The 25,958-nt window shown below is 35.4% G+C and carries 28 protein-coding genes; 7 read left to right on the top strand and 21 right to left on the bottom strand.

Features of this window, described 5'->3' with window-relative positions; all coding sequences use genetic code 11:
* Window positions 1-16 precede the first annotated feature (16 nt).
* Entirely contained in the window at window positions 17-832 is an 816-nt protein-coding gene (locus BM350_RS14345; RefSeq protein ID WP_090911551.1) for an MBL fold metallo-hydrolase, read from the bottom strand.
* Between the two features lie 693 nt (window positions 833-1,525).
* Here BM350_RS14345 and BM350_RS14335 point away from each other — a divergent pair.
* From BM350_RS14335 to BM350_RS14320, 4 genes are all read left to right on the top strand, one after another.
* The gene (locus BM350_RS14335) at window positions 1,526-1,876 is read left to right on the top strand and encodes a hypothetical protein (protein ID WP_090911555.1); all 351 of its coding nucleotides are present in this window, start codon (window positions 1,526-1,528) and stop codon (window positions 1,874-1,876) included.
* Window positions 1,877-2,397: 521 nt separating this feature from the next.
* Entirely contained in the window at window positions 2,398-2,904 is a 507-nt protein-coding gene (locus BM350_RS14330; protein ID WP_090911557.1) for a sunset domain-containing protein, read from the top strand.
* Window positions 2,905-3,285: 381 nt separating this feature from the next.
* Window positions 3,286-3,600 carry a thioredoxin family protein gene (locus tag BM350_RS14325; protein ID WP_090911559.1) on the top strand — a complete coding sequence of 105 codons (315 nt, stop codon included), beginning with the start codon at window positions 3,286-3,288 and terminating at the stop codon, window positions 3,598-3,600.
* Between the two features lie 189 nt (window positions 3,601-3,789).
* Window positions 3,790-4,671: a cation diffusion facilitator family transporter gene (locus tag BM350_RS14320; RefSeq protein ID WP_139207570.1), complete on the top strand. Its 882-nt coding sequence runs from the start codon at window positions 3,790-3,792 to the stop codon at window positions 4,669-4,671.
* A gap of 54 nt (window positions 4,672-4,725) precedes the next feature.
* Here the strand turns inward: BM350_RS14320 and BM350_RS14315 are convergent, their stop codons facing one another.
* The 5 genes from BM350_RS14315 to BM350_RS14295 form a co-directional block, all read right to left on the bottom strand.
* Window positions 4,726-5,379, bottom strand: coding sequence for a phosphatase PAP2 family protein (locus BM350_RS14315; protein WP_090912597.1), 654 nt, complete (start codon window positions 5,377-5,379; stop codon window positions 4,726-4,728).
* 72 nt (window positions 5,380-5,451) lie between these two features.
* On the bottom strand, window positions 5,452-6,210 hold the full coding sequence (locus tag BM350_RS14310) for a sporulation protein (RefSeq protein ID WP_090911564.1): 759 nt from the start codon (window positions 6,208-6,210) through the stop codon (window positions 5,452-5,454).
* Window positions 6,192-7,010: a serine/threonine protein kinase gene (locus BM350_RS14305; RefSeq protein WP_090911565.1), complete on the bottom strand. Its 819-nt coding sequence runs from the start codon at window positions 7,008-7,010 to the stop codon at window positions 6,192-6,194. Before BM350_RS14305 ends, BM350_RS14310 begins: the two co-directional genes overlap by 19 nt.
* A complete protein-coding gene (locus BM350_RS14300) occupies window positions 7,010-7,201 on the bottom strand; it encodes a hypothetical protein (protein WP_090911567.1) in 192 nt (63 codons plus the stop codon). The genes BM350_RS14305 and BM350_RS14300 overlap by 1 nt, the downstream gene beginning before the upstream one ends.
* Window positions 7,202-7,312: 111 nt before the next feature.
* A complete protein-coding gene (locus BM350_RS14295; RefSeq protein WP_090911569.1) occupies window positions 7,313-7,498 on the bottom strand; it encodes a YozD family protein in 186 nt (61 codons plus the stop codon).
* A gap of 154 nt (window positions 7,499-7,652) precedes the next feature.
* On the opposite strand from BM350_RS14295, the gene BM350_RS14290 reads away from it, so the two are divergent.
* Entirely contained in the window at window positions 7,653-7,808 is a 156-nt protein-coding gene (locus BM350_RS14290) for a DUF3930 family protein (protein ID WP_090911571.1), read from the top strand.
* 1 nt (window position 7,809) lies between these two features.
* Here the strand turns inward: BM350_RS14290 and BM350_RS14285 are convergent, their stop codons facing one another.
* From BM350_RS14285 to BM350_RS14220, 15 genes are all read right to left on the bottom strand, one after another.
* Window positions 7,810-8,433 (bottom strand): hypothetical protein, encoded by a 624-nt coding sequence (locus BM350_RS14285; RefSeq protein WP_244548011.1) that lies wholly within the window; start codon window positions 8,431-8,433, stop codon window positions 7,810-7,812.
* Between the two features lie 69 nt (window positions 8,434-8,502).
* A complete protein-coding gene (locus tag BM350_RS26975; protein WP_170857714.1) occupies window positions 8,503-8,643 on the bottom strand; it encodes a hypothetical protein in 141 nt (46 codons plus the stop codon).
* A gap of 430 nt (window positions 8,644-9,073) precedes the next feature.
* On the bottom strand, window positions 9,074-9,916 hold the full coding sequence (locus BM350_RS14280) for an SMP-30/gluconolactonase/LRE family protein (protein ID WP_090911572.1): 843 nt from the start codon (window positions 9,914-9,916) through the stop codon (window positions 9,074-9,076).
* A gap of 318 nt (window positions 9,917-10,234) precedes the next feature.
* Window positions 10,235-11,710 carry a recombinase family protein gene (locus tag BM350_RS14275; RefSeq protein ID WP_090911574.1) on the bottom strand — a complete coding sequence of 492 codons (1,476 nt, stop codon included), beginning with the start codon at window positions 11,708-11,710 and terminating at the stop codon, window positions 10,235-10,237.
* A gap of 348 nt (window positions 11,711-12,058) precedes the next feature.
* Complete coding sequence (locus tag BM350_RS14270) at window positions 12,059-12,274, bottom strand: YozE family protein (RefSeq protein WP_090911575.1); 216 nt, start codon at window positions 12,272-12,274, stop codon at window positions 12,059-12,061.
* 75 nt (window positions 12,275-12,349) lie between these two features.
* Complete coding sequence (locus BM350_RS14265) at window positions 12,350-12,622, bottom strand: YokU family protein (RefSeq protein ID WP_090911577.1); 273 nt, start codon at window positions 12,620-12,622, stop codon at window positions 12,350-12,352.
* Complete coding sequence (gene ablA, locus BM350_RS14260; protein WP_090911579.1) at window positions 12,619-14,037, bottom strand: lysine 2,3-aminomutase; 1,419 nt, start codon at window positions 14,035-14,037, stop codon at window positions 12,619-12,621. Before ablA ends, BM350_RS14265 begins: the two co-directional genes overlap by 4 nt.
* A gap of 245 nt (window positions 14,038-14,282) precedes the next feature.
* Window positions 14,283-15,662 (bottom strand): sigma-54 interaction domain-containing protein, encoded by a 1,380-nt coding sequence (locus tag BM350_RS14255; RefSeq protein ID WP_090911582.1) that lies wholly within the window; start codon window positions 15,660-15,662, stop codon window positions 14,283-14,285.
* Window positions 15,663-15,824: 162 nt separating this feature from the next.
* The gene (gene ablB / locus BM350_RS14250; protein WP_090911584.1) at window positions 15,825-16,670 is read right to left on the bottom strand and encodes a putative beta-lysine N-acetyltransferase; all 846 of its coding nucleotides are present in this window, start codon (window positions 16,668-16,670) and stop codon (window positions 15,825-15,827) included.
* Complete coding sequence (locus tag BM350_RS14245) at window positions 16,667-17,935, bottom strand: peptidase (protein WP_090911586.1); 1,269 nt, start codon at window positions 17,933-17,935, stop codon at window positions 16,667-16,669. Before BM350_RS14245 ends, ablB begins: the two co-directional genes overlap by 4 nt.
* Window positions 17,936-17,950: 15 nt before the next feature.
* Window positions 17,951-18,613, bottom strand: coding sequence for a CoA transferase subunit B (locus BM350_RS14240; RefSeq protein ID WP_090911588.1), 663 nt, complete (start codon window positions 18,611-18,613; stop codon window positions 17,951-17,953).
* A complete protein-coding gene (locus BM350_RS14235) occupies window positions 18,598-19,296 on the bottom strand; it encodes a 3-oxoacid CoA-transferase subunit A (RefSeq protein WP_090911590.1) in 699 nt (232 codons plus the stop codon). The genes BM350_RS14240 and BM350_RS14235 overlap by 16 nt, the downstream gene beginning before the upstream one ends.
* The gene (locus BM350_RS14230) at window positions 19,293-20,603 is read right to left on the bottom strand and encodes an aspartate aminotransferase family protein (RefSeq protein WP_090911592.1); all 1,311 of its coding nucleotides are present in this window, start codon (window positions 20,601-20,603) and stop codon (window positions 19,293-19,295) included. Before BM350_RS14230 ends, BM350_RS14235 begins: the two co-directional genes overlap by 4 nt.
* 421 nt (window positions 20,604-21,024) lie before the next feature.
* A complete protein-coding gene (locus BM350_RS14225; protein WP_090911594.1) occupies window positions 21,025-22,497 on the bottom strand; it encodes an NAD(P)/FAD-dependent oxidoreductase in 1,473 nt (490 codons plus the stop codon).
* Window positions 22,498-22,864: 367 nt separating this feature from the next.
* Entirely contained in the window at window positions 22,865-23,020 is a 156-nt protein-coding gene (locus tag BM350_RS14220; RefSeq protein ID WP_090911596.1) for a YjcZ family sporulation protein, read from the bottom strand.
* Window positions 23,021-23,232: 212 nt separating this feature from the next.
* Between BM350_RS14220 and BM350_RS14215 the strand changes: the two genes are divergently transcribed.
* A complete protein-coding gene (locus tag BM350_RS14215; RefSeq protein WP_090911598.1) occupies window positions 23,233-23,997 on the top strand; it encodes a DUF4397 domain-containing protein in 765 nt (254 codons plus the stop codon).
* Between the two features lie 593 nt (window positions 23,998-24,590).
* Window positions 24,591-25,823 (top strand): aminopeptidase, encoded by a 1,233-nt coding sequence (locus BM350_RS14205; protein WP_090911600.1) that lies wholly within the window; start codon window positions 24,591-24,593, stop codon window positions 25,821-25,823.
* The last annotated feature ends 135 nt before the right edge of the window (window positions 25,824-25,958 follow it).

Below are 25,958 nucleotides of genomic sequence, written 5' to 3'. Positions count from 1 at the left end.
GAACGAAAAAATGCCTTTATACGTTCCGTTCTTTTTTTAACAAGGTAAGGTTATAATTATGAAATTTTTTCATTGCTTTTGGATAACTATATTTTTTTATGAGATCATATGTTTCTTCTTGTTTATCTTCTAAAAGTAACTGTTTCGTTTGTAAAATATAATGAACTGACTCGGATATTCTCTTTTTCATCTCTGCTTGATCTTTTGTAAACCCTCCATGTCCTGGTATTAGGAGGCTAATATCATGTTTGTCTATTATAGATTCTAATTTTTGTAAAGTTGATAAATAGTCATCACTGTTATGATAAATATAAGGAAACTCTATATTTGATAAGTAGTCACCAGCTATTACGATACCGAGAGGCTCGAGAACTGTAATAATGCCATCTTCAGTATGACCTGGAGCTTGATAAAAATGAAATTTCATATCACCTATTTCTAATTCCTCATATTTCTTACTAATAGAAATATCTACATTTGGAAACTTTATTTCATACTCTCTTGTTAAGTAATATGAATCATCAAAATCTCGAATACTATCGATAATTGATTGCTTATTCGGGCAATCTTTTAATTTTTTACTTGCAATTACTTTAGCATACAAAAATGCACCATAACCTAAAATATGATCAAAATCAGAATGTGTAAAAAGTAAGTATACGTCTTTATCTTTTTTATTTTTATAAACATAATTCTGAATTTCATTCACTTCATTTGGTAGCCAAGTCGGATCTATTACTAATACCAATTCATCAGTTTCTACAACAACTGAGTTTGTTTGATACATAGCACTTTGAAAGATAGTTATGTAATGATCTTTATACTGAATCATTTCCTTATGCCTCCACTCTAGTTTTTCCCCTTGCTTTGAAGAGATTTAGATACATATCTCGAAAATCAAAAGGGAATTTTCACAAAATTATATAGAAAGAATATCATTCTTTTTGTTTGTAGGCTATGAGATTTTTTATCAAAAACACCGTCTTACTTTCGCTTTAGATTGTTTTTCACGGTATTTATCTTGATGTATATTACGTATTGCAGATACAATACTTTTAAATAAGTCTCATCACACCATGTTTTTGAATTGAAATCTTCAGCTATAATGCGTTGGCTTCCGTCATTTAGACACTCTATCCAAACGCCATAACCAGATAATACTTCTTTATTTTTTTCAATACATCTACATTCCATTCAATAGAATCGTAGTCCCCTAAATGAATGCAACAAGATTCTAGGCCTATCGACCAATCTAACTGATTAAAAATTGTTCACATTTTATTCAAATATTTGAACAATGAATATTTATTCTTTTTCTGCATAAATAGTTCTCCTTTTCGCATAGGAAAAGCTTTCAATTTTTGACAAATTTCCAAACAACGATTTATTATACAAAATTCGAGAAAAATGGAGATTTTGCTCAAATTTTGTCTTTTCATATATATTTACAGTCCATATACACTCCATATAGACTGTTAGGTGTAAGAACAATCTTACAAAAAATTAGAAAAGGAGAAAAAAGAAAATGAAAAATTTCGCAAAGGTTACTTTAGCAACATTTATCGGATTTTGTGGCATTGGTGCTTTTTCACAAACGGAGAGTGTAAACGCAGCAGGATTAGATGTCACTTCTCAAGATTCTTTGAATGTAAATACTTCCACTGCCATAAACAAACAATCCATTATACCTGAACCAAAAACAATTAAGCACCATCATGTAAAGTATGAAAAAAGAAAGTACCAATCTGCTGAAAATCTCCCTAAAGAAATCTATTACTCTTCAGAAGGGTTTAAAGGATTTATTTCCGCAGTAACCATTATAGACACTGGAGACTATTTTATAACTTGTTATTCCGGCACTGTCATTCGCTGTTAAATAAAAAGTAACATATAATATGAAAAATAAAAAATCTGTTTATCCTAATAAAAAAAGCCAAAAAATCAATTGATTTGATTCCATGGCCTATTAAATAATAAGATAACATTAAAAATAACACTTTAACATTACCTTTCCCCTAATCAATTATATAATAGAAAGAATTTTCTTTCAATTAAAAGACACTCATGTAGTGTCTTTTTTTTATCAAAAAGACTCCGCTATATAGCAAAGCCACCTTTTACAATATGATAGTATCTCTAATCGAAAGTTCTCACAACTTTGTTTCATACATTACATAAAAGTTAAGAAGAAAATTATATACGTTAAAAAGATATAAGAACTACTTTATTTGGTATATAAAAAAATCACCCAGCCAAAAAAGAGCTGGGTTTTATCATTCTAAAACGTAAATATACAAAAATCTTACTTTATAATTCATCAAGTAAAAATTTATGTAAAATTACTATTTGAAATTTGTTATACTAAACATTGAAATTCTGATACATAGGAGGCTAATTATGGCAACAGAAGAAAGAAATAAGCAGCAACAAGAAAAGAAAAAGCATTTTGGCTGTGGCTGTTTCGGATGCCTTGGTATTATTATTCTATTATTAATTTTAATAGGTTCTTGTTCCAACGGCTCCAAGGATGATAGCAAAGAAAAAGTAAAAGAAACTACAATTGCTAAACAAGATGACGGACGAAAACAAGAAGAATTGAAAAAACAACAAGAAGAAGAACAAAAGAAGCAACAGGAATTGAAAAAACAAGAAGAACAGAAAAAACAACAAGAGCAACAGGCTAAATCTGAACAAAAACAAACACAAAGTACAACTTCTCAATCTAAACCAGAACCTAAATCTTCACAGAGCGGATCTTGTAGTATTAAAGGAAACAAAAACAGTAAAGGTGAAAAAATTTATCATATGCCCGGACAGCAATTTTATGATAAAACCAATGCAGAAGAAATGTTTTGCTCAGAAGCAGACGCACAAGCTGCAGGGTATAGAAAATCAAAAAAATAGTAATAAAACCGACTCCATAAAGGAGCCGGTTTCTTTTGTGACTTCCTTGCAATTCCAAAAGTTTGACACATCTATGGAAAAAGCTTATAAAGAAAAGTGAGGTTCCTAATATTCGCTTTCGTGATCTTTGGCATACCTTTGCTACTTTCATGTAAGGACAAGGTATTCATCCGAAAATTATAAGCGAATGACTAGTACATAATAGAATAGGTATCAAATCGTACGCCTGTTCTCCTGTTGTATTAGCTCTTCGAGAAACAGCGGTGGATCAACTTGTAAGCGAATGATTCGAAAAAAGACGTTCGTTAGACGTTTTGTCTTTTTACGAAATCACCACCTAAAAATTTAAAAATTCGTCTGACATTGAAAGGAGTTAAAAACATGAAAGAAATCAAATCTGAAAAAGAATTCCGCGAGCTTATCGCAAAAGAAAATCCAGTAGTAATTAAATTTTTCACAACATGGTGCCCAGATTGTGTACGTATGGACAATTTTATCGGTGATGTAATGGAAGAGTTCAATAAATTTGAGTGGTATTCCATTAATAAAGATGAGTTTCCAAGCATTGCTGAAGAATATCAAGTAATGGGAATTCCAAGTTTATTAGTGTATCAAAACGGTGAAAAACTGGGCCATCTACATAGTGCGAATGCAAAGACAGAAGAGCAAGTTACTGAGTTCTTAGAAGTATATTAATATAAACAACTTACAAAAAAGCGCTTAGAAGCATATCTAAGTGCTTTTTGTATTTTTTGCCCTTACGAAACAATGTTCTCCCTTTCTTAAAATGCTAAAAGTACACAACAATGTTTGTATAGACCCACACGACTTTCGTTTGATACGCTTATACATAGAGAATCTTTGAGAGAAAGGTGAATGAATAGTATGGAGCCACTTTCTAACAAAGCTGCTGATAAAGGGGCAATACTAAGCATTGTTGCTTATATATTTTTATCAACTGTTAAAATTACAATAAGTTACATAGCTGTTTCTAGCGCACTGCGTGCAGATGGTCTTAACAATTTAACCGATATCGGCGCATCACTAGCTGTATTAATTGGATTGAAAATTTCCCGAAAACCTCGCGATCCGGATCACCCATATGGTCACTTACGCGCGGAACAAATCGCTTCACTCGTCGCATCCTTTATTATGATGACTGTCGGATTCGAAGTTATCGTGAATGCTGTTCAATCCTTTTTCAAGGAGGAACAGACGACCCCTAATTTAATAGCAGCCTGGGTTGCTTTGTTTTGCGCTGCTATTATGTATACCGTATACGTATATAATCGTAAAATTGCAAAAGAAACAAAAAGTAAGGCACTAGAAGCGGCTGCAAAAGACAATTTATCTGATGTTCTCGTGAGTGTAGGGACAGTTATTGGTATTTTCGGTTCACAATTTCAAATGCCTCTTCTTGATCCAATTGCAGCACTTATCGTCGGCATCATTATTTGTAAAACAGCTTGGGATATTTTCAAAGAAGCGTCACATCTGTTAACAGATGGCATTGATCCAGACAAAATGAAGAAATATGCCGAAACAGTAAAAACCATTGCAGGCGTTGAACACATTGTGGACATACGAGCACGCATGTATGGAAATCAAACGTATGTTGATATTACTATCGAAGTAGACGCACACATGGACGTAAGTGAAAGTCATCGTATTACTGATGAAATTGAAGAAAAGCTGCAACAAAAACACAATATTTGGTACACACATATTCATGTGGAACCTATGCAAAAAGAACCTATGCTCACATAGGCTCTTTTTATGTAAAATAAAATGGATTGAAATTAACCCATAACGAATCATTGATTAACTTGATACAGAAGATTTATTGTCGGCTACTTGCGGGATAAATGTTTGATGAAACATGATACATAAAACAAGCCAACTTCCTCCAGCAGCCCAGCCCGCTAAAATATCAGACGGATAATGTACCCCTAAATATATACGACTAATAGAAATGGAAAAGATAAAAAAGCAGGCAATAACAATAAGCAATACTTTTTGATGCAATTGTAGGCGATGTTCGGTAATTGTAATGTATGCAATAAACCCAAGAAATGTAACAGCATTCATCGCATGTCCGCTCGGAAAGCTGTAACCTGTCGCCGTAACAAGTTGTGATATATCAGGTCTTGGTCGTTCATACCATAGCTTTAACATATAGTTCATATGGCGCGAACCATAAAAATTTATCATTAACAAAATGGCTGTCATGTATCGTCTTCGAATCAAGAAATACATAAACAGGATAAACAATACAGGAAAATATACCTTTTTTGATCCAATATAAGACATCCATACAAAATAAGCGGTAAAATATTCGTTACGAAAGCTTTGTATATAATTACTTACTACATGATCAAATTGATCAATGAAAGATGTTTGATAAGAAAAAGATAGTACGACAAAACCAATGAGTAAAACAAATAGTAACATATATAAATGTCGATATCTCTTCATCTGCATAACCTCACTATACAAAAATGGAGCGGGTGTTTTATTTTCCCTCTCCATTTCTTTTTTATGCATGAATTACCCAGAAATATAATTGTTAATTTTTTGCTGCATTGTTGGAATATCTTCACGCTTCACTGTAAAACGTAAAACTTTTTCATCCATATCTAAAGCTTCAGATAATAGTCCAGCAATTCCACTTGCTTTCCGATCTACTTCCATCACAATTTCTAAACTATCATACGAACGCGGGATGATCAGCAGTTCTAATTCATCGAGCTTTCCATAATATTGCCCGGATACAGGAACAAACTCAAACTCTTGTGCGAATGGTACATGATCGCGCAAACGGTATGGAAGTTCTTCACATTCCGTTTGACGAAGATGAAATCCAAGATTTTGGACTGCATCTAATACACTTTTTAACAATAAGTTGGGAAGTATTTGAACGTAATCACGATCACTTGGATCAATGCTACGTTTAATATCTAGACCAGTCTGTACCCAAACTGTTTTCATTCCAAATGTTAATGGTGCTTCAATCGGCATTGGGAAAGAAAATGGAATTTCTCGTTTTTCATTTATCCCGATCGTTATAGGAGTTGTTAAGCGCACCTTTTTTAAATCATATGTTGAACTCATTTTTTTATCATCCACTTCACGAATATATGTCGTAGATAACGTTAAATAAATGCTATCAATCTCTTGTTCTACTGATCCACCAGTAATATGTACAACCCCTGTAATTTCTTCTCCGATGAGCCATTCTTCTTGCGTTAATACAGTATCAACTTTTGCACTGCCAATACCAACGCTTGCTAAAAACTTTTGGAACATGTATCTCCCATCCTTTCTATTATACAGCGCACATCTTCTATTAGTTCTTGTACATTTTCGTAATACGGCTCTTTCATTTGTAACATCCGCATAATTACGTCACTGCTATTTGCTGATAATGTTAATTCTTCATACCAAGGTCTTTCTTCTTTTGCAGATTCATAACTAGAATACAACAAAAACAAAACAAAATGTCCTAGTGCATAAAAATCACTACGATAATGAATTTCACGCATAGATGCTTGTTCCCCTTTATAAGATTGAGCACGTTCATCATTTTCACCAATAAAGCGAGCTAATCCAAAATCAATAATAGATATTTCATCACCATTCATTAAAATATTAGGAATTCGCAAATCGCGATGCACAATACCTTGACTATGAAAATAAGAAACGACATGAAGTACTTTATATAAAATAAGAAAAACTTCTTTCTCTGTATACATTTCTCCATATTTGAAAATAAAATCTTCAAATGTCTTCCCGCGCATTTCTTCCATTATAAAAAAAGGTTCTTTTCTCCATGTAAAACTATGAAAAAAACTAGGAATCGCATGGTGTTCTAACTGCTGTAAAATCGCTTGCTCATATGTAAACGATTTCCTACCTGATGCGTAGCGCTGCTTACTTTTTCGAAGTTGTTTTAATACTTTTTTCTCATGAGACAACATGTCAGTAACAAGATATGTAAAACCATAACTTCCCATACCAAGAATGCGTTGAATTTGATACCGCTGTGCAACGACAGTATCGATGGACAGCGGTCGATCAAACCATGCCAATACTTTTTGAAAATTCATCAACTACTAGAGAAAAAACTGCCACTTTTATGTTTTCTTTTATAATGATGATGCCCATACCCATGAGATGGACGATGCTTATGATGATCGCTGCTAGAATACGAACGATGTCGATGTCGATAATCACTACTGGAATAAGAGTGGTGCTTATGTTTATTCCCTAGCAAAGAATCAATAATTTTTTTGAACATTTCTTCACCTCTTCAGAAAATTTTCACTTTCATTATACCAAATACAACACGATATGGTGATATTAGTTTTGTAATTTATGCGATGCAAAAAACGACGAGTCTATCCCGTCGTTACTTTCCTTCATCATCTTCGTCAAATACTTCATCAATCATACATTTCTCTAACAAATAATCGAATGCAATATCTGCAAGATCTTCAATTTCTTCGCGCTTTGGTACATAACCTCTCGCAATTAATTGCTCATAAAAAAATTCCGCAATTTCTTCCGTATCAATCACGACCTCTATTTCCTTCATGAGCATCACCCCTTTAATTCTGTTTTATGAAGAAAAATAGAAATTATGTATAACAATAGAAAAACATTTTTCTTTTCTTACTAGATATATAGGTTATACAAGAAGACACTTTTGCATAACATGTAGTACAAGCTATATAAAGGAGGAAAACACAATGGAATATAAACAAAAAACAATACATACAGAAGAAGGTTTTGTACATGAAGATAAATGGGTGGACAAACTAATTTCTATATTTATTATCTTTTTAACAATTGTAGGCATACCATATACAGCTTTTATTTTCTTTCAATTCCTGCTCTCTTTCTAAGTTATTTTTTCTCGGATAATTTGATTAAATAATTACGTACAACTTCCATCACAATTTTATACTCTTCATCTTGAAATGTTTCATATAATGTTCTGTAATCATTAAAAATATCTAGTAAACCATCAATAATTTCTTTTCGATTCGTTTTTATACTTACTTTTTTCGAATTATTAATAGACTTTAATTTACCTAAATCAAGCTTATTCATACCTGCCTTATCTTGTTTCATTTTCTTTAAAATGATATTTGCTGTTTGTGCATTCGCTATAAGTGCCAAATCAGATTCATCCGCTTCTAGCCACTCTCCATCTGTAATACGAGATAATTCATAAATTGTATCTTCCCATGCATCATTTTTATAACGCCATACTTCCGTCCGGTAGCCAACAACACGAAATACATCTTTTTCATAGCCTGTTACTTGAACGAGATCACCAAACGTAAATTTATAGTGCAGTTCAATCCACTCGGATTCGCCATCTTTCATTTCTTGTTCCGTCACAAGCTGTAATGTATGTTCTACGTAAAATCCATCGTGATTGTTCACTTCGTATACATAAACGCCATCTAGTATTTTTATATTTGTTATATTTCTAAATTTATTTGATGAATAACCATTTACGATTAAAAGGTTATCGCCTCCTTGTAAATGTAAATAAAAAAGAAAAACCGTATACCTTAGTGGCACACGAGTTTAATTTGGTTTGTCTTTTATTTTATCATTTTCTTGATTATCTAGAACATTCGGATTATTAAACTTATTGTACAATTCAATTAGTCCCTTGGCTGCCTTCACCGGATCAAAGGTTCCTCTTTCTCCATATTTTACTTTCACAATGAAATCACCTCGTTGCAGAATATGCATGAAGTTTTTGTTTGGAATCTTGTCTCAACGTATTTTTTCCTTGTTATCATTCCCCATTTTTCTCCTCCTCCCACCGAAACAGTCCGAACTATATAGCAGTATCTTGGAGAAGTGATTTCCCTCTTTAAAATTCCGATAATTGACGATGAACTTTTAGTCAAAATTTGTTTTTAAAACCTTTTTTCCGTAACCATTGTTCAATCAGCGTCCAACTTGCGTTCACCTTCTACACTTTCCATTCAACAATTACCTCACTAAATTTAGAATGAATCCAGTCATTGGTCTGGATGTTGTATATCACAACTCTTAACTATTTAAATTCAGGTAAATACACACACATTATCAATCTACTAAATTACATAACTAATAATCATGTTCAGTTAGATAATATGGAATAATCTTATCTATCATGCAGTAAACTCCAACACCTTCCAGGTACATCTGTTTGAAACATTTGAATGTTTCCTGTATCAGCTACTGTCACATAACAGGTTTTTCCATCAGGGCCTCCAAATGTAAGGTTATTACATTTTTTTCCGGTAAAGTGAATTTCGCTTAGAAGATGACCATCAGGTGATACCTTTGCCACCACACCTTTGCCAATGCGAGTTACAAACAAATTTCCAGCCATATCACAACGCATCCCATCAAGTCCAAAATCGGTAAACTCTATAAGTAAGCGTTTATTACTTAATTCGTAGTTACTTGATAGATCATATACCCATATTTTTCTTTTCTCTGTTTCATTTACATATAGTTTTTTATCATCAGGGCTCACTTCAATTCCATTAGTCGTTCCCATATTGGTTTCTAATAAATGAGTGACCCCGTTTTTATCAATACGCCATAATTGTCCTGTTGATTCGCTCCAGTTGGGATCACTAGCGAATAAAACACCTTGATTGGTTATCGCTAAATCGTTAGGCTGGTTCATATCAGGGTTATGAGCAAACACTCTTATTTCTTTTGTTTCAATATTAACTGCGAATATATTATGTTTAACATAATCTGCAATGAACAAAGTTCCATTACGGTCAATACGTGTCCCGCTTCCGATACTACCCTTAGGCAGTTCAATAAAGACACTACTATTCCCATTTGGAGTTACTTTGCCAATCGTGCCTGATTTTTTAAAGTTAACAGCGTAAATATTCCCTTTTTTATCACATGAAGGACCTTCTATTCCAGCTGTAAATTTATGTGGTTTCGTTAGCATTTTGCTCTTTAATGATTCAACACCCATGATTTAAATCTCCTTTCCTATTTAAAAAATATTGACAAACTATTAAGCTGTTTTTGTTGAAGTACAGTTTGTCACAATGTCTCATAAGACTTGCATCCCATTTATCTTCAACTTTTTATATTTAACAAATGGAGGAATCCAAAAAACATAACTGTAGTTAGGGTCTTCTACTTCACATTGAACTTGATCGATTCAATTAAAGTAAATTTATAATCCTCGGAAACAACTCGTTTCTTTTAGAATTACATACCTCTGTTCAGCCGGTAGTTTAAATGGCATGACTCATCATGCCATAAGCAGTAAGAATATTGGAGCTATTTATAGCCATTCGATTTCAATCATGACTTCGGGAACCTCTTTTTTTGTATTATGATTTGTAATCGCATTGGTTGAGAACCAGATTTTTTTTATGAACGTTTTAAAGAAAGCATTACAGTTTTCGGAGTCATATGTCTCTATCTTATCTAACATTTCAATAATTTTTTCTAACCGTCGTTGTTCTTCATCTGTATTCTTCAAGTTTTTTAATTGAATATCAACTAATTCAAGCTGTTGCTTAACCTGTTTGATTTGTTCCTCGTTCTCTTCACTCATTACAAGAAATTCACTCTTTCTTATTTCCCCGTCTGCTCTCATTATTGTTAAATTTTTTTGTCTCTTTTCATATCTTTCTAATTGCTTTTCTAATGAGTCCATTTGTGAAAGGAATTTATTTTCTTCATCCGTAATATCAAGAGATTTTAATTTCTGAATGGTCTTTTCAAGATCCTCCTTCTTTTCTTTTACCTTATTAATTACGTAATCTTCTACAGGAAGATACTTATGTCCCCTATCTCTGCATTTATTATTGCTTATTTTGTAAAAACAAGATTTAATAAAATCAGTTCCGTTACCATCAATTTGGATGTATCTTTTTCTTCCACAGCAATTACAATAAATTAGGTTTTGAAGTCTTCGGGTTACTTTCCTTTTATTAAAAAAATTTCCTGTTGTGTTTTCTTCAAGTATTTTTTGAACTTCTAACCATTGTTGCTTTGAGATGATTGGTTGATGGGCATTTTCTACAAAAACCTCATCAACAACTCTCCCGTTTACCCTTCTACAAGCTTTGACTACCCCATAATATACAACATTTCTTCTTATTGATGAGATATGAGAAGTCGTTAGAACCTTACCACTTCTACTCCTCCAACCTAGCAAATCTAATTCTTTGGCTATTTCGTTTGCACTAACTCTTTCTAAAGTCTTTTGGAATATGTATCTAATTATTTTTGCTTCATCCTCAACAATGACTAATCTTTGATTTTTGTCCTTTTCATATCCCAAAGGTGCCTTATTACTCATTGTCCATCTTCCTTGTTCTGCTGCTGCCAATCGACCTCGACCCAAACGCTTTTTAATTTGCTTATATTCAAAATTTGCCATCATTGCTTGAAAAGAAAATAACATTTCATTACTTTCTTGATTTAGATCAATAGCACCCTGTGGTGTTAATATTTTGATGTCATGTGCAATCAACACTGATTTAATTTGTTCAGCATATGCATTGTCACGAGAAATCCGGTCTATATCCATTACCAAAAGATAATCGTATTCATCTAATTTACTTAACAATAAATTCAGCTGAGGTCTTTGTATGTTTACACCACTCGAAATTTCTTGATAAATGTCATATGTCAACTTATGTTGCTTTGCAAGTTTAATTAGAGCATTTCGATGATTTGTTAAGATATCCTCAATATCTAATTGTTCTTCATTCCTAGATAAACGTAAATACATAGCAGCCAACGCCATTTTATAGCCCCCAATGTGTCATATTAAATTCATAACACATAACCAATAAAAATAGAAAATTAACATTTGTGACTTTACCAACGGTACCATATAACGTAATCACGACTATATCTCCTATATTGTATTTGGGCTGCTTTTTTCTCGTCATGTCTCTCTCTCTCCTTTTCAAGTCGTGATTTTAAGTATGTGACGATAACAGTATATGCGACCCATTACAAAAACGCTTATCACATGAGGTTGTATAATTGAATATTTTTTTCATGAAAAAATACACTCCTCTATAGGAGTGTACATAACACAAATTAAAAATGAATAGTGGTAAAACGATCTGAAAATAGGCGTTTCACTCTACTGCTCTTGCATATATAATTCCCATGCGCAATCAAAAATGCTCATACTTTCTAATGAACCGCTTAACTCTAAGTATGAACTAATTTCATCATAATCTTCCGATTGCTTCGGAAAACTATGATCTTCATATATTGTTTCCGCCAAGTCGCATAGTTCATCTTTCAATAAAGAAGCACGGTGCTTCATCATATAATGATAAAATGACTTTTTCAATACTATTCCCTACCTTTCTAACTTGGCTACATTATACAAGGCAAACAAGAAAAAAACCAGCATGAAAAATGCTGGTTAAAAATCAAAATAATTTCGCTTTAGTAAACGAGGGCGCTCCATGAGTTCTGTATATGTGACTTGTTTTGGCAAATCTTTCGTATAAATTAAAAAGAGCTGATCTTCAATTTCTTTTACAATAGCCTCTGATTGATAATACATTCCACAAGTTGAACATGCGATACAAGGTGTTTCTTCAATTGTAATTGTTTGTGTTCCATCTGGTAATTCCCAGTAGACAGTATTTACACTTTCAATTGCTTCTTCACCTTCACACCACATACATCTCATACTGCATCTCCCTCAGTTTTTTTACTCTCATTTAATTTTTCCATTTGTGCTTGATATTTTTTATCTTTCAACTCGTCACGCTTTTCACGTTTATCTTTTAATGAAGCATGCGTATTATTTGTTTCATAATCTTTGCGGCGATTCATACGTTGCAAGCCTTCTGGTACAAGATTAAACTTCTTATCACTCATCAGTGCTGCTATACCAACATCAGAATTCTTTTCTTCATAAGTAGGATAAATTTCTTTGAAATATCCTTCTGCTCTGCCTGCTACATAATTCTCTGGCTCTGGATACGTTGTAATAACACCTTCAAAGTTGCGAAGAACAACTTTGTCAGCACTTTGTGAAATAATATAATTTGGCTGAACAGCAATTTTACCACCGCCGCCCGGTGCATCTACAACAAATGTTGGCACTGCATAACCAGACGTATGTCCGCGTAACCCTTCAATAATTTCAAGGCCTTTAGAAACTGGTGCACGGAAATGGCCAATTCCTTCAGATAAGTCACATTGATAAATATAGTAAGGACGCACGCGAATTTTTACTAAATCGTGCATCAATTTTTTCATAATTGGTACGCTATCGTTAATACCTGCTAAAATAACAGCTTGGTTTCCAAGCGGTACACCTGCATTCGCAAGCATTTCACAAGCAAGTTTAGATTCTTCTGTAATCTCAATAGAAGTATTAAAATGTGTATTTAACCAAACTGGATGATATTTCTTAATGATATTGCAAAGGTTTTCCGTAATACGCTGCGGAAACACAACAGGAGCTCTCGTTCCAATGCGGATAATTTCCACATGCGGAATTGCACGTAAATTCTTTAAAATGTACTCTAAAATGTTATCGTTAATGAGAAGTCCATCACCGCCAGAGATTAACACATCACGAACTTGCGGCGTTTCACGAATATAAGCAATCGCTTCGTCTAATTGCTTCTTTGGAACTCCCATTCCAATTTGTCCACTAAAACGACGACGTGTACAGTAACGACAGTACATAGAACATTGGTTTGTTACTAGGAAAAGAACACGATCTGGATAACGATGTGTTAATCCTGGAACTGGTGAATCTTCATCCTCATGAAGCGGATCTTCTAAATCGTACTTCGTTTTATATAATTCCTCTGAAATCGGTACAGATTGCATACGAATTGGACAACGTGGATCATCTGGATTCATAAGGGATGCATAGTATGGTGTAATGTTTAATGGGATTGTTTTTGTTGAAATTTTAACACCTTCTTCTTCTTCCGGTGTTAAATTAATTACTTTCTTTAAATCATCTAATGTTTTAATTGTATTTGTTAACTGCCAAATCCAATCATTCCATTGCTCCTCTGTAACATCTTTCCATAATTCAATCTCTTTCCAATGACGTTCTGGTTTATATACGTCGTGTAACATTGCCATTCCCCCTTTTTCAAACGCTCACTATTTATTAAAGCAATAATCATGCCAACTTTAACGGTTACGTCTAGACTTTGATTCCCTTCTATTCGTACAACCTTGACTATTACAAGCTTCTTGACTATAAAAATATCGTTTTATTCGAAAGAAAAATAAAAATACCCCTTTAAAAAACAGAATTTTCTTTATTTATATATATGTAAGCGCTCATTTATTGGTGCAAATGCACAAAAACCTGCCAATTATTCGGCATATTTCGTATATTTATTTAATTTATACTGCAAAGTTTGTCTTGGAATACCTAACAACTTTGCAGCTTGCAAAACATTCCCTTTCGCTTCTAACATCGCTTGTTCAATCAACTCTTTTTCCGTTTTGTAAAGCGCTTCCCGAAGCGGTAATATCGGATGTTTTTGCGGATGCGGCATTTGCCGAAACGAACGTGGCAAACAAGATAACGTTAGCATTTTCCCTTCCGCTACAATGACCGCATGCTCAATCATATGCTTTAATTCGCGTACATTACCTGGCCAATGATACTGAAGCAATCTCTCTTTTGCATCTTCACCTATACCAATCACATTCTTTTTATATTCTTTGTTGTAAGCCTTCAAAAAGTACGGGGCTAGCAATAAAATATCTTCCTTTCGCTCGCGAAGCGGCGGAATAAATAAAGAAAACACATTTAATCGATAATATAAATCTGTACGAATTTTATTTTCACGAAGGCACTCATCTGGAGGTTGATTCATTGCTGTAATTACGCGCACATCAACTTTTCTTGTTTTATTATCACCAATGCGGCGAATGATACCATCTTCTAATACGCGAAGCATTTTTGCTTGTAAATCTAACGGCATCGAATTGAGTTCATCTAAAAATAATGTACCACCGTCCGCAAGCTCAAATAAACCTGCGCGCTCTATGGCACCTGTATAGCTGCCTTTTGTTGTTCCAAACAGCAAGCTCTCAAGTAATGATTCTGGCAAGGCAGCACAGTTTTGAGCGATAAACGCGTTATTTCTTCTTTTCGATGCTTCATGTATTGCTTGTACAAATAGCTCTTTTCCCGTTCCTGTTTCACCGTAAATAAGTACGTTCGCATTAGTAGTCGCAACCTTTTGTGCCAGCTGTTTCGTCTGTAAAAAGCGCTTATCATTCGTTATAATCGTATCGAATGCTACATGTCTGTATGGTGCTTTTCTCGCTGGTGATCGCTTCATTTTCGACTGCAAGTCAGCAATTTTTTCTGTCAACTTTTGCATAGTAGAATAATCTTTTGCAATTTCAACAGCGCCAGCAATGCGTCCTTCTATAAAAATCGGTAGCGTTGTATTCACCGTATAAACATCTTCTCCACTTTGATTTTGGTATCGCTGCACTTGATGTAGGATTGGCTTTTTCATTTGCAATACCTTTAACAGTGTACTCGTTTCTGGTGTTAACGAAGGAAATGCCTCTAATAAATACTTACCAAGTACATCTTCTACATTCGATCCATCATGTTTTGCTGCTACTGTGTTATAAAAAATAGTAACTCCATTTTCATCTACCGCGTGAATGGCTTCATCAATGCTACTTAAAATCGCTTCAATCACTTCTTGTGTTGAAATCGCCAGCAACGTACTCTCCTCCTTTGCTCAAAAATCAGCAATTATTGTGCCAGATTTTGAGCACCTACCGCTAAAATGAAACTCCCATCAGCGAGGACTTTTTCTCCCCCACTTATGGAAGTTGAACAAATTGATTCTTTTCGAACCTTTATTTCTCTCTTATACTATGTACTAAATACGGGATAAATCCTTTGCCCAAACGTTCATATCCTCTAACTTATCAAAAATATAACAGTTATTTGCGAGCCGTCCTGTGTACGTATATCCAAGCTGATAAAACGCTGCGTTCATACCAAATGAAAGTGCCCGTGCGATTGTATACGAACAAAAAATACCTCTCTCTTGCAGTTCTTCTTCTAACTTCATAAGTAAACTTTTCATAAAACCATGCTTTCGATACTCTGGCAATGTTGCGCAATTTGTTAGTTCTGCATTTCCTTCTTTTACATTCATCTCTGCTGAAGCGGTGCTTATAATCTTCCCTTCCGTTTCATACACGTAATAAATCGTATCTTCCTTCATCGTTTTCACAATATAATCGACTTTATTCAAAGGTGTTGGATAAATCTCAAATACTTTTCCAAATACGTCCGCAAGCTGCTTTGCATCTTCTTCTGTCGCTTTTCGCAAAACAAACTGTGCTGGTATTTCTTTTTCTATTACTTCCTTCGCAATTACACCACTTACAATTTCATCTTCCTTCACCCATTGCACACTATTTCGGCGTTCATCATCCCGATATTTCACCATAAAATATGCATCATGCCCCTGAAAGTATTGCGGAATACTTGCTTCTAATATAAAGCCAAGAGAGAGCCACTCAGAAACGTGCTCTCTCTTTCCTTTTATAATTAATTTCGTGAAAGAATGAGAGTTTGCGAGTTCTTCAACTTTATACATTACTTGTTCGACATTTCCCTTATAATGGTCAACTCGAATACGTTTATTAAAATAATCTAACGTGCCTTCTACTGTATAGTACTTCGTCTGTTCTGCAAATTCTTCGTAATATTTCATTTATCCACCTCGCACCAATCTAGCAGTGTGCATGCAATAATTTTTGCTGCTGCGATCATTTTATCAATTTCAATATATTCATTTGGATAATGTGCGACTTTCGTTTCACCTGGACCAAACACGATAGTTGGAATATTTGCGATTTGTGTAAATAAGCCTCCATCTGTTCCCCACGGTGATGCCTCAATAATTGGCTCTGTACCTTCAATATGTACAAAATTGCCCTTTAGCGTCGTCATAAGCGGATGTTTTTCTTCTAATTCACCAGGAACCCACCTTGCGCCAAACCATTCTACTTCTACTGGATGTTTTGCAAACCATGGATCTACCTGATTTAACTGTCCTATCCAATTTTCAAATTCTATTTTTGCCTCTTCCATACTTTCATTCGGCGCAACACCATATCTTCCTTCTAAAGTAAGAAAATCTGGTACAGAGCTTGGCCAGCTCCCACCTTCAATTTTCCCGATATTAATCGGAATTGGAATCGAGATTTCTTTATATAAAGGATCTGTAATCCGTTCATTTCGTTTTTCTTCTAGCTTTCTCACATGCCTCACAACAAGCATGCTTTTTTCAATAGCACTTACACCTTCATAACGTGTCCCACCATGTGCAGCTTTCCCTTTTACGAATAAACGAAACCACATTGAACCTTGTTGTTTCGGGAAAAATTTCATATTCGTCGGCTCTGGGATAATCACACCATCTGCCTCGTAGCCTCGTAAAAGTGCTGCAAGCGTACCTGCGCCGCCGCTCTCTTCTTCTATTACACTTTGAAAATATACATCTCCCTTTAGAGAAATGCCTGTTGCTACAATTGCTTCGATTGCCAGCATGAGCGATACATTACCACCTTTCATATCGGTTGTACCGCGCCCGTATATACGATTCCCAATTTGTTCTCCTGCATACGGATGATGCTCCCACTGATTCACATCTCCTTCTGGCACAACGTCGATATGACCATTTAAAATCATCGACTTTCCGCCACCGCTTCCCTTTAAAGTTGCTACAATATTGGGACTATCAGTAAAGTTTGTACGCGGTGAAACGAAATACGGATGATCTTTCATTTTCGTAAACGACGGCTCCCAAATATCCAAATCTAAACCAAGCTCACGAAGCTTTTCAATTACAACTGCCTGTGCTCCGCTTTCATCTCCACTTGTACTTTTTTCTTGAATTAAACGTTTTAATAATTTCACACTCATATTTTCATGACTTTCAATATATTCACACACTTGTTTTTTATATTGCTCCAATTGTTACATCTCCCTTCAGTCAATCACTAGTAAAGACGGACTTACATGAAAAGCAGCTTCTGTGCATTTTTTTACATCTTCTACTGTGAACGGACTCATTAATTCTTGCAGCATTAATCCTTCGGGCGTTACTTCCATTACTGCCATATCTGTAATAATTATGTCCACACATCGTTTTGACGTAAGCGGCAGCGTACACTCTGAAACAATTTTTGATTTTCCATATTTATCGACATGATTCATTACAACGACAACACGTTTTGCCTTTTGCGCTAAATCCATGGCACCACCAATTCCTGGTACACGCTTACCTGGTACAATCCAGTTTGCTAAGTCACCTTTTTCACTTACTTGCAGTGACCCGAGAATGGTAATATCAAGTAATCCTTTTCGAATCATCCCGAATGCCGTGCTACTATCAAAATAACTAGCTCCGGCAATAATCGATGTTGGCAAGCCAGCTGCATTACATAAATTTTCATCCTCTTCTCCTTTTATCGGTGTTGGTCCCATACCAACAATGCCGTTTTCCGCATGAAACATAACATGCATATCATCTGGCAAGTGATTTGGAATAAGAGATGGGATGCCAATCCCCAGATTCACAATCATTCCGTTTTGAATTTCCTTCGCAGCACGCTTTGCAATTTTATTGCGAACATCTACTCCCATGCCCATTTCCAATTCACTCCTCCCGATGGAACGATATAATCAACAAATACACCAGGCGTTATAATCTCTTCAGGATCGAGTTCCCCAAGAGGAACAATTTCTTCAGCCTCTACAATCGTAATATCTCCAGCCATTGCGACATGTGGATTCATATTGCGTGCACTTTTATCAAACACGAGGTTTCCAAACGGATCTGCTTGTTTCGCAAACACGATGGACACTTCTGCGGTTAATGCGGTTTCAATCAAATATGTCTTCCCATTTATTTCAACTGTTCGTTTTCCTTCTTCTACAATTGTATCCATTCCAACATCAACAAGAACACCACCTAGCCCGACTCCTCCAGCTCGAATTCGTTCTGCCAATGTACCTTGAGGAGAAAATTCAATTTGCAATCTTCCTTCATTTAACTGCCGTCCTGCATTTGGGTTTGAACCGATATGCGATGTAATTAATGACTTTACACGCTCATTTGTCACAAGGCGACCAATTCCAACATCAGGAAAACCAGTATCATTACCGATTAAATGTAAATCATGAATTCCTTTATCTAAAATCGCTTGAATTAAAGAGGGAGGGGAGCCAATACCTCCAAACCCTCCAAACATAAGCGTCATCTCATTATGAAAATATGGCATAACATCTTGTATTGTTTTTAGCTTTCTAAATGTATTTGTAATAGTTGTCATGCGATACTATGCCCTCCTTTTTGTGTCATTTCCTCTACACTCTTCGCAAAAATATGAAGTAGTTCATCAAGCTCTGCATATGTAGTCGTAAGCGGCGGCGCAACTAACAATGCACTATCTTCCTTACCCGCTTGCCCTGATACAGCTTGGTATAAAAGAAGACCATTTTTCGCCGCAACCGAAATAAGTTCAGATGCTTTTGTAAACGGTTGCAATTCTACTCCAATCAGAAAACCTTTCCCGCGTACATCAGCAATAATTGTCGATTGTTGCTGCATCTTTTGCAAACCTGCAATTAAATATTCCCCTTTTTCAGCAGTTTCTTCTGGCAAATGGTGCTTTTCTGTATATTCAATTACCGCTAAAGCTGTTGCTGCAGAAAGTGGATTTGCGCTCAATGTATGCCCACTCATCACAGAACGTGATCCCCGTAAAATCGGTTCCATCACACGATCACTTACCATCGTTGCAGCAATTGGCGCATAGCCAGCTGCTAACCCTTTTCCGAGCGTCATAATATCCGGCTGGACACCCCAGTGTTCCATCGCAAACCATGCTCCAGTGCGGCCAAGTCCTGTCATAACTTCATCAGCAATAAATAAAATATTATAATGCTCACAAATATCCTTAATCACCTTATAATAATCTTTCGGTGGTACAACAGCTCCCCCAGCTGCACCGATAATCGGCTCCGCAATAAACGCTGCAATATGCTCTGCTCCAATACGTTCAATGGATCGCTCTAACTCTGTTGCGCACGAAAGTTGACATGTCGGATACACCTTTTGGACTGGACAACGGAAACAATACGGGGCTGGTAATGTCGGGTAATCTTCCAATATGGAAACAAAACGTTGCCTACGCAGCGGATGCCCAGACATGGATAATGCTCCCATCGTAATTCCGTGATAACTCATCCAACGCGATAAAATTTTATGTTTCCCTTGAATACCTCGTTCTTGAAAATGTTGAATTGCAATTTTCATTGCCGTTTCATTTGCCTCTGTACCGCTATTCACGAAGAAGCTCCAATTTAAATCCCCCATATTTAAGTCGCTCAGCTTTTTTGCGAGCTTCTCTGCCGGTTCGCTCGTAAACTGCGAACGATACACAAAGGCAATCTCCTCCGCTTGCTGCTTAATAACTTCTGCAATCTCCGTTACGCCATGTCCGATACTTGCTGTAATCGCTCCTGACGAACCATCAAAATATTTATTACCGTTTTGATCATATAAGTAAACACCTTTCCCGTGTGAAATCATCGGATACGGTTGACCAACAAGTGGCTTAATTAAGTAATCACGCATGACGTTCCCCCCGTTTCTTCAACTCATATATAAATATGTAGAAAATCAATTCTTCTTTCATAAAAAAATTCTCTGCCTAAGCAGTGATTCTATTAAAAAGTCATTATTATAGAATATAAAAATAAATGCATAAAAACAAAATAGAAAGAAATTTCAGAAATAATAATCTATAAATCAACAATGTTCTCTCTAATCCCCCCCATCCAAGCAAAACCAGCAACTAAAAATCTTCTTACTCCTCTCTTCTAAAATATCATTTAAAATGAAAGTATGTTGCTAATGTGTAAACTTCGACAGCACTCTGAGGATTTTCCTTCTTGCTTCTTCATTTTGTTTCATATACTTTCAAACAAATTTAGACAAAATTTTCATAAAAAGAAACTCGTCCTATGATAAGACGAGTTTCTTCTATAAATATATATTATCCTACTACAACTTCTTCTCTTTTTTCTGTTTTCCTTGTTAAATGTTCTACGATATTACGAGCAATTTGAACACCGCATGCACTTGCTTGTGCGAGTCCGCGTGTAACTCCAGCGCCATCTCCGCCTAAGTATAGGCCGGAAATTTCGGATTCAAAATGTTCGTTTAGTTTTGGTCTTGCGGAGTAGAATTTCGCTTCTACACCGTAAAATAATGTATGTTCAGATGCAATACCTGGTGTGACATGATTCAATGCTTCTGTCATTTCAATTAAGCTTTTCATTGTATTGTATGGCAATACAAGACCTAAGTCTCCTGGTACTGCTTCTTTTAATGTTGGCTCAAGAAACCCTTCTTGAATACGCTTCGGCGTAGAACGACGGCCTTTTAAAATATCTCCATACTTTTGTACCGTAACTCCACCCATTGAAATACGATTTGCTAAGCGTGATACTTCATGTGCGTATTCGTTCGGCTGATCGAACGGTTCAGAAAATTGATGTGATACTAAAAGCGCAAAGTTTGTATTATCACTTCCTAGCACAGGATCTTTATATGCATGACCATTCGCTGTCATAATACCAGAGTGATTTTCAACAACAACATGACCAGACGGGTTACTACAGAATGTGCGTACTCGCGTTCCCACAGATGTGTTGAATACGAATTTCCCTTCATAGAGATGCTTATTTATTTCTTCCATCACGATATTTGAAGTTTCAACGCGAACACCGATGTCTACTTGGTTCGTGCTCATTTTTAAACGGCGTTTTTTCATAATTTTTGTGAGCCAAGCAGATCCATCACGCCCTGGTACAATGACTACTTTTTTCGCTGATAGTATTGTTCCATCTTTTAAAACAATTCCACGTACAGTATGTTCATTCTCTGCTTTTTCAGTTACGATGTCGTCTACTTCCACTTTAAATTTCATGTCAATTTTCTCTTTTAAATATTCAAAAATGCTTTTTAAAATTTCTAAGTTTTGTTCTGTTCCTAAGTGACGAACTTGTGCACGCAATAGTTTTAATCCTGCTGCATAAGCACGCTTTTCAATATCACGAACTTCATCCGTTAATGGATCTGTAATTGATGTAGTTGCGCCGTGTGCTAAGTTAATTTCATCTACATATTTGATTAAGTCCAATACTGTCGATGGAGATAAATAATCTGTCATCCAACCACCGAATTCACTTGTAATGTTAAATTTACCATCTGAATATGCTCCTGCCCCGCCGAAGCCATTTGTGATTGAGCATGCTGGTAAACATCCTGCATACTCTTTCTTTCCAGCAGCAGGCGGACATTTCGTTATTTTCTTCTGAAGAATCGGACAATTGCGCCGATAAATATCATGTCCTTTATCAATTAATAGCACTTTTGCATCTGGCATTTTACCAATTGTTTCATAGCAAGCGAAAATTCCCGCAGGACCTGCACCTACAACAATTACATCATAGTTCGTATTCATATATTCATTCCCCCATTGCATTCCTTAGAAAACCCTTACTAAAGGTAGCATGTTCCATTTGGAATGTCAATAAAATTAACGAACGATTTTTAAAAATAATATTTAAACGTTCGTGAAAAATCCGTTTTTTATGTATATAAAATTAAAAAAAGCATCAAAAACAAAAAAGAACCGATTAATCCATCCCGTATCATTGAACAGCAAGACCCCCACCTCAAGATTGAAAAAGGCAAAAAAGCTAGGTGGAGGATAACTGCTGGCATGCGCCCGATTGGGCAGGCTTTCCATCAGTGGAGGATGAAGCTCCCCACTGATGGAAGTTTCACTTTATTATTAATCGGTTCACCATGACGCTCTTTCTGCATAACTAGAAGCGTACGCAAGTAGCTCCAATAATAATTAATAAAATAAACAACACAACAATGATCGCAAAGCCATAACCATATCCACAGCCTCCAGCGCCATATCCACCGTAGCCATATCCACAGCCATAACCTGGATATCCTCCACCGTAACCCCACATAGTTTTTCACTCCTTACATCCATTTAAAATAGTTTACATTGACAAAATATGTAGGACAAACATCTATTTGTATGTGTGTTTGCCTAGAAATAAAAAAAATCTCCAGCTTAGCTAGAGATTTCATCTCCTTAAAGATTAGCAAGACTTTTTTGCATACCTTCTCATTGTGCATGCATATAGTTGTAATAATGATAATAGAGGGAGGCAAATCAATGAATTCATCTGAAGTAGAAAAATATGCCCAGCAAGCTGCAATGTATAAACAACTTGCTTGTTATTACAAATATACACATCCACAAAAATATATAGAGGTATACTTAAGACACTATGAGGCGGTGAAACAACTTGTACAAGCTTACGAGCAAAGCCGTGTATCACCACCGTATTCAAGCGAGCAAGCATTGCCCTCTTACGTTCGAATCTTACACGCTTCTCCTGATTCATCTGCCATTGATATTGTTATAAATGGACAAAAAGTAGTAAAAAACATTTCGTTTAAGCAATATAGCCCCTATCTTTCACTTACACAAGGGCAATACCGCGTTGATATCGTACCTGCTGGCGGGGAAACTCCCATCTTTTCAACTCTCACTCCTGTAATGGGAAATCATACATATACTCTTGCAGCAGTTGGTAATGTTAATAAACTGCAACTGTTAAATTTAACTGATAATACACCTCTTCCATATGGACAAGCAAAAATACGATTCGTTCATTTATCTCCCGATGCACCTCAAGTAGATGTAGCTTTAAAGGATGGAGAAAAACTGTTTGAAAAGGTTTCATTTAAACAATCAACAGATTATTTACAAGTGAGTCCTGGCGTAGCAGATATAGAAATAGCTGCTGCAGGAACAAAAAACATTATATTAACAATTCCTGAGGTGAAAATTGAGGCAAATAAGATTTATACGGTTGTTACGCTTGGTTATGCTCATAAATCTCCAAAATTGGAAAGTTTATTTTTGACAAATTAAATTTTCCACAAACACATAATTACATCTATATATAAGTTAAAAAACGACATAAAACCTCCTTTCTTTTTAGGGGAGGACGAGAGCATCTGGCCTTGCGTAGAAGCGGTCAAGGTCTTTTCCTGCCACATGCGAGGTTTAAAACAAAGGGAGCAAGCGAATACAGATCATATTATATTCTGCATAGCAGCGACTTATAAAGAAAAGCGGAAGCGGCTCGCTCAGAACAAGAGGGGGATGGAGCTTCTGACATAGAGGCGCTTTTTGCCTCAGTGGAAGACGCGAAGCCACCGACTGTTCTAGCCGCTGGAGCTGGATCATAAAGGAAAGCGGAAGCGGCTGTTTAGGCCCGTTGGCTAAGGTTCTGGTGTTTTTTCTTCTTGTGTGGAAGGTTCTTAGACATGAGGGCCTAGGAGGCAGAGCTAGACAAAGATGTCGAAAAATGAAGATGGATATATATAATTTTATAAGGTAGCCTTTATAATATATAATCTCGTTATTTTATTATTCTGCAAATGCTAAAAAAACAGAATAGAAAAAACAATCAATTTCTTTTATAATTTTATAGTAATCTATATATTTTCAGGAGGTTGCTCATGACTCATTTTGAAGAAAATTTAAAAAAGTACGCACAATTAGTTATACAAGTTGGGATTAATATTCAGAAAGGACAAACTCTCGTTATCCATGCACCTATTACATCTTCTCGCTTAGTTCGTGAATTATCAAAGCAAGCCTATAAATCCGGAGCAAAAAATGTCCATGTCGAATACTCCGATGAAGATTTAACGTTAATTAAATACTTACATTCACCACTAGAAGGTTTGAAGGAATTCCCTCACTGGAAAGCAAAAGGACTTGTTGAATTAGCGAAAAACAATGCTGCTTTTTTATATATTGCTGCATCTAATCCTACTCTTTTTCAAGACATTGATGCAGAAAGGCTTGCAATTGCTATGAAAACAAATGCCTCTGGTATGAAGGAACTTAACGAATATCGAATTAATAGTCAATGTAGTTGGTCAATTATCTCTATGCCAACCATTGAATGGGCCTCTCAAATCTTCCCTGAACTCGATGCCAAAGAAGGTGTCAATAAATTATGGGATCTTATCTTTAAAACTACAAGAGTAACTGATGATAACCCTATACAGGCATGGCAAAACCATATTCAATTATTAAATAGTAAAGCACATCATTTAAATGAGAAAAAGTATAAAAAACTACATTATAAATCTGACAAAACAGATTTAACAATCGAACTTCCTAATAACCACAGATGGTTAAGTGCACAATTTCAAAATAAATTACATACTCCATTTATACCGAACATGCCAACAGAAGAAGTATTTACTGTCCCATTAAAAAAAGGGGTAAACGGTGTAGTAAGGAGTACAAAACCCTTAAATTACGGTGGCACATTAATTAATAATTTCTCTCTGACTTTCCGTGAGGGAAAAGTTATAGATTGTTCAGCTGAAACCGGCTATGAAACTTTGAAAAAATTACTGGAAACAGATGAAGGAGCTCTGCATTTAGGAGAAATTGCGCTCGTCCCACACGATTCACCTATCTCGAATACAAACGTTATCTTTTTCAACACATTATTTGATGAAAATGCATCCTGTCATCTCGCATTAGGCAATGCACTCCCTATGTGTATTCAAAACGGTATTAATATGAGTAAAGCAGAGCTTCAAGAAAACGGATTAAATGATAGTATTACTCATGTTGATTTTATGATTGGATCTCCCAACCTCGATATTGATGGCGAAACATCAGGTGGAAAACTTGAGCCTATCTTTAGAAAAGGGAATTGGGCATTTTAATTTTTGTGTCAAAACATAAAAAATTTAGATTTTAAATACAACTGGCATGAAAAACTATTAACTCATTTTATATACTTCACATCTTGATATAACAACATTCCTTTTAACAAAAACACACCGTTCAAAATGAGAACG

The sequence above is a fragment of the Bacillus sp. 103mf genome (assembly GCF_900116295.1).
Taxonomy (GTDB): Bacteria; Bacillota; Bacilli; order Bacillales; family Bacillaceae_G; genus Bacillus_A; species Bacillus_A bruguierae.
This window is presented reverse-complemented; position numbering and strand designations above follow the sequence as displayed.

Bases quoted from the DNA above. Each gene is read 5' to 3' on its own strand.
- BM350_RS14345 (WP_090911551.1), bottom strand. From the start codon at position 832: ATGATTCAGTATAAAGATCATTACATAACTATCTTTCAAAGTGCTATG.
- BM350_RS14335 (WP_090911555.1), top strand. From the start codon at position 1,526: ATGAAAAATTTCGCAAAGGTTACTTTAGCAACATTTATCGGATTTTGT.
- BM350_RS14330 (WP_090911557.1), top strand. From the start codon at position 2,398: ATGGCAACAGAAGAAAGAAATAAGCAGCAACAAGAAAAGAAAAAGCAT.
- BM350_RS14325 (WP_090911559.1), top strand. From the start codon at position 3,286: ATGAAAGAAATCAAATCTGAAAAAGAATTCCGCGAGCTTATCGCAAAA.
- BM350_RS14320 (WP_139207570.1), top strand. From the start codon at position 3,790: ATGGAGCCACTTTCTAACAAAGCTGCTGATAAAGGGGCAATACTAAGC.
- BM350_RS14315 (WP_090912597.1), bottom strand. From the start codon at position 5,379: ATGAAGAGATATCGACATTTATATATGTTACTATTTGTTTTACTCATT.
- BM350_RS14310 (WP_090911564.1), bottom strand. From the start codon at position 6,210: ATGTTCCAAAAGTTTTTAGCAAGCGTTGGTATTGGCAGTGCAAAAGTT.
- BM350_RS14305 (WP_090911565.1), bottom strand. From the start codon at position 7,010: ATGAATTTTCAAAAAGTATTGGCATGGTTTGATCGACCGCTGTCCATC.
- BM350_RS14300 (WP_090911567.1), bottom strand. From the start codon at position 7,201: ATGTTCAAAAAAATTATTGATTCTTTGCTAGGGAATAAACATAAGCAC.
- BM350_RS14295 (WP_090911569.1), bottom strand. From the start codon at position 7,498: ATGAAGGAAATAGAGGTCGTGATTGATACGGAAGAAATTGCGGAATTT.
- BM350_RS14290 (WP_090911571.1), top strand. From the start codon at position 7,653: ATGGAATATAAACAAAAAACAATACATACAGAAGAAGGTTTTGTACAT.
- BM350_RS14280 (WP_090911572.1), bottom strand. From the start codon at position 9,916: ATGGGTGTTGAATCATTAAAGAGCAAAATGCTAACGAAACCACATAAA.
- BM350_RS14275 (WP_090911574.1), bottom strand. From the start codon at position 11,710: ATGGCGTTGGCTGCTATGTATTTACGTTTATCTAGGAATGAAGAACAA.
- BM350_RS14265 (WP_090911577.1), bottom strand. From the start codon at position 12,622: ATGAGATGTATGTGGTGTGAAGGTGAAGAAGCAATTGAAAGTGTAAAT.
- ablA (WP_090911579.1), bottom strand. From the start codon at position 14,037: ATGTTACACGACGTATATAAACCAGAACGTCATTGGAAAGAGATTGAA.
- ablB (WP_090911584.1), bottom strand. From the start codon at position 16,670: ATGAAATATTACGAAGAATTTGCAGAACAGACGAAGTACTATACAGTA.
- BM350_RS14240 (WP_090911588.1), bottom strand. From the start codon at position 18,613: ATGGGCATGGGAGTAGATGTTCGCAATAAAATTGCAAAGCGTGCTGCG.
- BM350_RS14235 (WP_090911590.1), bottom strand. From the start codon at position 19,296: ATGACAACTATTACAAATACATTTAGAAAGCTAAAAACAATACAAGAT.
- BM350_RS14230 (WP_090911592.1), bottom strand. From the start codon at position 20,603: ATGCGTGATTACTTAATTAAGCCACTTGTTGGTCAACCGTATCCGATG.
- BM350_RS14225 (WP_090911594.1), bottom strand. From the start codon at position 22,497: ATGAATACGAACTATGATGTAATTGTTGTAGGTGCAGGTCCTGCGGGA.
- BM350_RS14220 (WP_090911596.1), bottom strand. From the start codon at position 23,020: ATGTGGGGTTACGGTGGAGGATATCCAGGTTATGGCTGTGGATATGGC.
- BM350_RS14215 (WP_090911598.1), top strand. From the start codon at position 23,233: ATGAATTCATCTGAAGTAGAAAAATATGCCCAGCAAGCTGCAATGTAT.
- BM350_RS14205 (WP_090911600.1), top strand. From the start codon at position 24,591: ATGACTCATTTTGAAGAAAATTTAAAAAAGTACGCACAATTAGTTATA.